The sequence below is a fragment of the Streptomyces sp. NPDC102283 genome, assembly GCF_044766265.1.
In the GTDB taxonomy this organism is placed as follows: domain Bacteria; phylum Actinomycetota; class Actinomycetes; order Streptomycetales; family Streptomycetaceae; genus Streptomyces.
On record NZ_JBIWLQ010000026.1, the window covers coordinates 120,598 to 126,742 of the forward strand.

General features: G+C 71.7%; 5 protein-coding genes. 2 read left to right on the forward strand and 3 right to left on the reverse strand.

Annotated elements, in window-relative coordinates; genetic code table 11:
* Positions 1-76: 76 nt before the first annotated feature.
* Positions 77-1,516, reverse strand: coding sequence for an amino acid permease (locus ACIRJT_RS35365; RefSeq protein WP_403917739.1), 1,440 nt, complete (start codon positions 1,514-1,516; stop codon positions 77-79).
* A gap of 356 nt (positions 1,517-1,872) precedes the next feature.
* On the opposite strand from ACIRJT_RS35365, the gene ACIRJT_RS35370 reads away from it, so the two are divergent.
* Positions 1,873-2,466, forward strand: a complete 594-nt coding sequence (locus tag ACIRJT_RS35370) for a biotin transporter BioY (RefSeq protein WP_403917725.1) — start codon at positions 1,873-1,875, stop codon at positions 2,464-2,466.
* A 7-nt stretch (positions 2,467-2,473) separates the two neighbouring features.
* Here the strand turns inward: ACIRJT_RS35370 and ACIRJT_RS35375 are convergent, their stop codons facing one another.
* Both ACIRJT_RS35375 and ACIRJT_RS35380 read right to left on the reverse strand, forming a co-directional pair.
* Complete coding sequence (locus tag ACIRJT_RS35375) at positions 2,474-3,766, reverse strand: FAD-binding oxidoreductase (RefSeq protein ID WP_403917727.1); 1,293 nt, start codon at positions 3,764-3,766, stop codon at positions 2,474-2,476.
* Between the two features lie 99 nt (positions 3,767-3,865).
* Positions 3,866-5,299, reverse strand: a complete 1,434-nt coding sequence (locus ACIRJT_RS35380) for an amino acid permease (RefSeq protein ID WP_403917729.1) — start codon at positions 5,297-5,299, stop codon at positions 3,866-3,868.
* Between the two features lie 225 nt (positions 5,300-5,524).
* Between ACIRJT_RS35380 and ACIRJT_RS35385 the strand changes: the two genes are divergently transcribed.
* Positions 5,525-6,013: a ribose-5-phosphate isomerase gene (locus ACIRJT_RS35385; protein WP_402094685.1), complete on the forward strand. Its 489-nt coding sequence runs from the start codon at positions 5,525-5,527 to the stop codon at positions 6,011-6,013.
* Positions 6,014-6,145 lie beyond the last annotated feature (132 nt).

Here is a 6,145-nt window from a genome sequence, read left to right on the forward strand (position 1 = left end):
TCTGGGCATCCGCACCGCTCACAGGGAACAGGTGTCCGCTATACGGTCACCAGGCTCACACAAGGTGTACATCCGCCTACCGGTCGGCAGCGGCCGCATCCCGGCGCTGCTCCCGCCACTGCCGTCCCACCGCCACCAGCAGCACCAACGCCGTCGCCCCGGCCGACCACAGCACCTGCGGGCGCGCCGCCTCGTCGGTCAGCATCAGCACCAGCACCCCGAACAGCCCGGCCAGCGTCATCCAGGTCAGATACGGGAAGCACCACATCCGCAGCGTGAGCGCCTCGGGGGCCTCCTGCTCCAGCCGGGCGCGCAGCCGCAGCTGGGAGGCGGCGATCAGTGCCCACACGAACAGCAGTACCGCGCCGACCGAGTTGAGCATGTAGAGGAACACCGTGTCCGGCCACAGCAGGTTGAGCAGCACGGAGACGAAGCCGAAGGCCACCGAGGCCAGCACCGCCCGCCGGGGAACCCCGCCCGCACCCTGGGCGCCCGAGACCTTCAGCAGTCCGCGCGGGGCCTCCCCGCGCTCCGCCAGCGAGAAGGCCATGCGGGAGGAGCCGTACAGATTGGCGTTGAGCGCCGAGAGCAGCGCCACGAACACCACGATGTTCATGATCTGCCCGGCCGACGGCACCCCGATGTGGTCCAGCACCTTCACATACGGGCTCAGGCCCGCCTGCTGCGCGGTCCACGGCAGCACGGTCACGATCACCAGCATCGAGCCGACGTAGAAGAAGAGGATGCGCCCCACCGCGCTGCGCACCGCGCGCCCCACCGCGCGCGCCGGGTCGTCCGTCTCGGCGGCGGCGATGGTGACGACCTCGAGACCGCCGAAGGCGAAGACCACCGTCAGCACACCGGAGACGACCCCGCTCCAGCCGTTCGGCAGGAAGCCGCCCTGGCCGGTCAGATGGGTCATCCCGACCGGATCGGTGTCCGGGAGCCATCCGAGGACGGCCAGCACCCCGAGCACCAGGAAGACGACGATCGCGCCGACCTTCAGGGAGGCGAACCAGAACTCGAACTCGCCGAAGTTCTTCACCGCCGTCAGGTTCGCCGCGGTGAACACCACCATGAACAGCAGCACCCACGCCCACGGTTCGACGCCCGGCACCCAGCCATGGGCGATCTGCGCGGCCGCCGTCGCCTCCACGGCGAGGACCACCACCAGCAGGAACCAGTACAGCCAGCCGACGCTGAATCCGGCCCACCGCCCGAGCGCCCGCTCGGCGTGCACGGAGAACGAACCGGACGCGGGCATCGCGGCGGACATCTCGCCCAGCATCCGCATCACCAGCATCGCGAGCGCCCCCGCGATCAGATACGAGACGACGATGGCGGGCCCCGCCACGGCGATCCCCGCGCCGGAGCCCACGAACAGCCCCGCCCCGATCACCCCGCCGAGCCCCAGCATCGTCAGATGGCGCTGCTTGAGCCCGTGCGACAGCGGCTCGGCCGGAACGGCGGTGGACGCGGGAGCGGAAGCCGGGGTGGGGGGCGGGGCCTCGTGCATGGGGGAGGGGGTCACTCTCGGATCAGCGGGTCGCAGCGGGTCGCAGCAGGTCGCGGAGGGTCGTTCGGGGGCCGACCAGAGCGAGCTGATCGTTTATGGGGAAGCTACAGTCTCGCCGATCGTCGCGCTCCCCGCCAAAATGCGCCGAGGCGCCCCTCACCTCCGTGACGAGCGTCACGCGGGAGAGTGATTGCGGCCCGGTCTTTGTGTGAATCCCACCAAGGCATCAACCGCCGCTTTGTGGGCGGCTGATGGTGATCGAGCGTTAACCCGTGGGCTAACGTCGGCGGGAGCCCGACCCCACCCTGCCCGGCGGGAGCCGTCCAGGCCCACCTGCCCTCACCCGCGGAGTCCCGATGAGCACTGCTGCCGCCCCCGTCCGCTCCGGAGCGGTCCTGGCCGACCTGCTGCCCGCAGCCCGGCACCGCTACGCCGTGGACGCGGCCCTCGTCCTCGGCGGCGCCGCCCTGACCGGCATCGCGGCCCAGATCGCCGTCCCGGTCCCCGGCTCCCCGGTCCCGGTCACCGGCCAGACCTTCGCCGCGCTCCTCATCGGCACCGCGCTGGGCGCCCGCCGCGGCTTCCTCTCCCTCGCGCTGTACGCGCTCGTGGGCATGGCCGGCATGCCGTGGTTCGCCGAGGCCTCCTCGGGCTGGTCGATACCGTCCCTCGGCTACGTCTTCGGCATGCTCCTGGCCGCCACCGTCGTCGGCGCGCTCGCCCGGCGCGGCGGCGACCGCTCCGTGCTGCGCACCGCGGGCACGATGGTCCTCGGCTCCGCGATCATCTACGCCATCGGCGTGCCCTACCTCGCGCTGTCCACCGGGATGTCGCTGGGCGCCGCCGTCGCGGCCGGCCTCGTCCCCTTCCTGATCGGCGACGCCCTCAAGGCGGCGCTGGCGATGGGCCTCCTGCCGACCACCTGGAAGCTGCTGGGCCGCCGCGGCTGACCGCTGCTCAGCCCTCGTAAGGCCCCCCGAAGAGGCCCGCCGGATCGAACTGGGAGACCAGACCGGCGAGCCTCTTCGCCGTTTCCGGCTCGTGGAAACCGCCGGTACGGTCCCCGCCGCCGAAGGAGAAGTTCAGCGACCGCCCCCGAACGAGCGGCCCCAGCACCCCGGACACCTCCCCGTACAGCGAGCGCACCGCCGCCACGTCCGTACCGTCCAGCGGCGACAGCAGCCGCAGGAGGAGGCCCGCGTCCCGGTGGGGCACCGCGTTCGCCGCCTCCGGCCGCCCGGCCAACGCCCCGCCGAGGTGGTTGAGCTGCACCACCGTCATCATCGGGGCCCCGGGCCCGGTCAGCTCCAGCACCCGGGCCGCCCGCCCCGCGTCGAGGTCCCGCAGCATCAGCCCCTCCCCGTAGTACGCGTGCGGGAACGGCGGGTCGCTGTGGATGGAAGGGCTCTCGGCGTACGGCATCTCGCGCAGCGAGTCCGCGAGCACCGGACCGATCCCCCGCAGCGGCGCCACCAGTCGCTCGCCCTCGGCAGGGTTCCCCGTGAAGGCGACCCGCACCGAGACGACGTACCGCCCGCGCAACTCCTCGGGCAGCTGCGGCAGGTCCGGGTAGACGAGCGAGGCCAGCGACGAAGTGAGGGACCGCGGCACGGTCCGGGTCCACTCCGTATAGCGGCCCGCCACCTCGGCCGCCCGCTCCCCGGCGTACGCGATCGAGCCCCCGTACAGCCGCTCCACCGCCACCAGGCCGATCTCCAGGGCGGTCACCACCCCCAGCCGGTGCCCGCCGCCGCGCAGCCCCCAGAAGAGCTCCGGCTCGCGCTCCGGCGTGACCCGGCGCAGGACCCCGTCGGCGGTCACCACCTCCAGCGCCCGCACATGGTCGGCGGCGTACCCGAACTCCCGGGCCAGGATGCCCAGGCCGCCGCCCAGCGTGTACGAGACCGCGCCCACGGAGGGCGACGAGCCGTTGAGCGGGGCCAGCCCGTGCGGGATCGCCGCCGCGGTCACCGCGCCCCAGGTCGCGCCCGCGCCGATCCGGGCGGTGCGGCGGACCGGGTCGACGGCGACGGAGTCCAGGGCGCGGGTGACGACGAGGACGCCGCCCTCGACCGCTCCGGGCAGCCCGTGGCCGGTGGCGTGCGCGGCGACGGGGAGCCCGCGTGCGGCGGCGTACGCCACGGCCTCCCGTACGTCCTCGGGGGTGGCGGCCCCGACCAGCCGGCCGGGCCGGATCGGGAAGCCGGTCTGGAAGGTGGCGGGTGCGGATCCGGTGGGCTGGGACGACATGAGGGGAGGTTCTCCTTCGCTCGCGTTTCGGCGGTGCGAGGAAGAGCCTCCCCTCATTACCTGACAACCTCTGTCAGGTATCGAGCGGACGGGTGCGGATCACTTGGCGGCGGCCTTGCGGCCGCGCACCTCCCGGAACAGTGAGATGCCCACCACCAGGGCCGCGACCAGCAACGACAGCACGACCTGCTCGCGGGCGGTGTCGTCGGTCAGCATGTAGACCAGGACGAAGGAGATCATCGCGATCGTCGCCCAGGTGAGGTACGGGAAGAGCCACATCCGTACGACCAGCTTGCCGGGGGTCTCGCGCAGGATGATCCCGCGCATCCGCAGCTGGGTGAAGCAGATGACGAGCCACACGAAGAGCGCGACCGCGCCGGAGGAGTTCAGCAGGAACTGGAACACCGTGTCGGGCCACTGGTAGTTGAAGAACACCGCCACGAAGCCGAAGACGACCGAGGACAGGATCGCCGCCTGCGGCACACCGCGCTTGTTGACCTTGGCGAAGGCCTTCGGCGCGTCGCCCCGCTCACCGAGCGAGAACGCCATCCGGGAGGCGGTGTAGAGACCGGAGTTGAGGCAGGACAGCACGGCCGTCAGGACGATGAAGTCCATGACCTGCCCGGCGTGCGGGATCCCGATCACGTCGAGGGCGGCGACATAGCTGCCCTTCTCGACGATCGACGGGTCGTTCCACGGCAGCAGCGTCAGCACGACGAAGATCGAGCCGAGGTAGAAGACGGCGATACGCCAGATCACGCTGTTGGTGGCCTTCGAGACGGCCCGCTGCGGGTCCGACGACTCACCGGCGGCCAGCGTCACGATCTCACTGCCCATGAACGAGAAGACGACCATCAGCACACCGGTCAGGATCGCGCCCGGCCCCTCGGGGAAGAAGCCGCCGCTGTCCGTCAGATGCGCCAGACCCGATCCCGCGTTGTCCGCTCCGGGCAGGAAGCCGAAGACCGCGAGGAAGCCGACGACCACGAACGCGCCGATCGCCACGACCTTGATCCCGGCGAACCAGAACTCGAACTCGCCGTAACTGCCCACCGAGACCAGGTTGGTGGCGGTCAGCACGACCATCACGATCAGCGCCCAGGCCCACTGGGGCACCCCAGGGATCCAGCTCTCCAGAATCTTCGCGCCCGCCGTGGCCTCGACGGCGAGCACCACGACCCAGAAGAACCAGTAGAGCCAGCCGATGGAGAAACCGGCCCAACGGCCGAGCGCCTGGTCGGCGTAGGCGGAGAAGGAACCGGAGCTCGGCCGGGCGGCGGCCATCTCGCCGAGCATCCGCATCACGAGGACGACCATCAGGCCGACCATCGCGTACGACAGCAGGATCGCCGGGCCCGCGGCCGCGATGCCGGCGCTGGAACCCACGAAGAGCCCGGCGCCGATGACACCGCCGATCGCGATCATCGAGAGGTGGCGGTTCTTCAGACCTGCCTGAAGCCCGCCCGCCGAGTCCGGCCGGTCCGGCTCACCGGGCTCCTGGCCCGGTTCCGCCAGCGTCGTCTGCGACGTCATGGGGGGAATCCTTACGTTTGGTGCGTGAGGGTGCGCCCTGCTCCGCCGTGGGGTGGTGCGAAGACAAGGCCACGCATTCAAGCCCGGAAAGAGACAGAAACGGAACCCCCCATTCCGGATCGTTTGCCGGATCGTTGCCCGAGTGGTGTCGACCACATCGGGCACGGCGGGAGGCCCCGACCCCGCTGACGGCTACCCCGCGAAGTTCGTGCCACACTTCGCACCATGCGCGTGTACCTCGGATCCGACCATGCCGGCTACGAACTCAAGAACCACCTCGTCGAGTGGCTCGGCGCCCACGGCCACGAGGCCGTCGACTGCGGCCCCCACATCTACGACGCCCAGGACGACTACCCGCCGTTCTGCCTGCGCGCCGCCGAGAAGACGGCCGCAGACCCGGACAGCCTCGGCATCGTGATCGGCGGCTCCGGCAACGGCGAGCAGATCGCCGCCAACAAGGTCAAGGGCGTCCGCGCCGCACTGGCCTGGAGCGAGCAGACCGCCGCACTCGGCCGCGAGCACAACGACGCCAACGTCGTCGCCATCGGCGGCCGGATGCACACGGTCGAGGAGTCCACGAAGTTCGTCGAGATCTTCCTCACCACGCCGTACTCGAACGAGGAGCGCCACACGCGCCGCATCGAGATGCTCGCCGCCTACGAGACCACCGGCGAGCTGCCCCCGATCCCCGCCCACCACCCGCAGCAAGGCTGATCCGCCCCTGTCTCCCTCCCGTGCCGCCCGGGGCCCGCCCCCGCGGCCCCGCCCAGCCCCCCCCCCGCCCACCCCGCCCCCCCCCCCGCCCCCCCACCCCCCCCCCCCCCCCACGTGGCGCCCCCCCCCGCC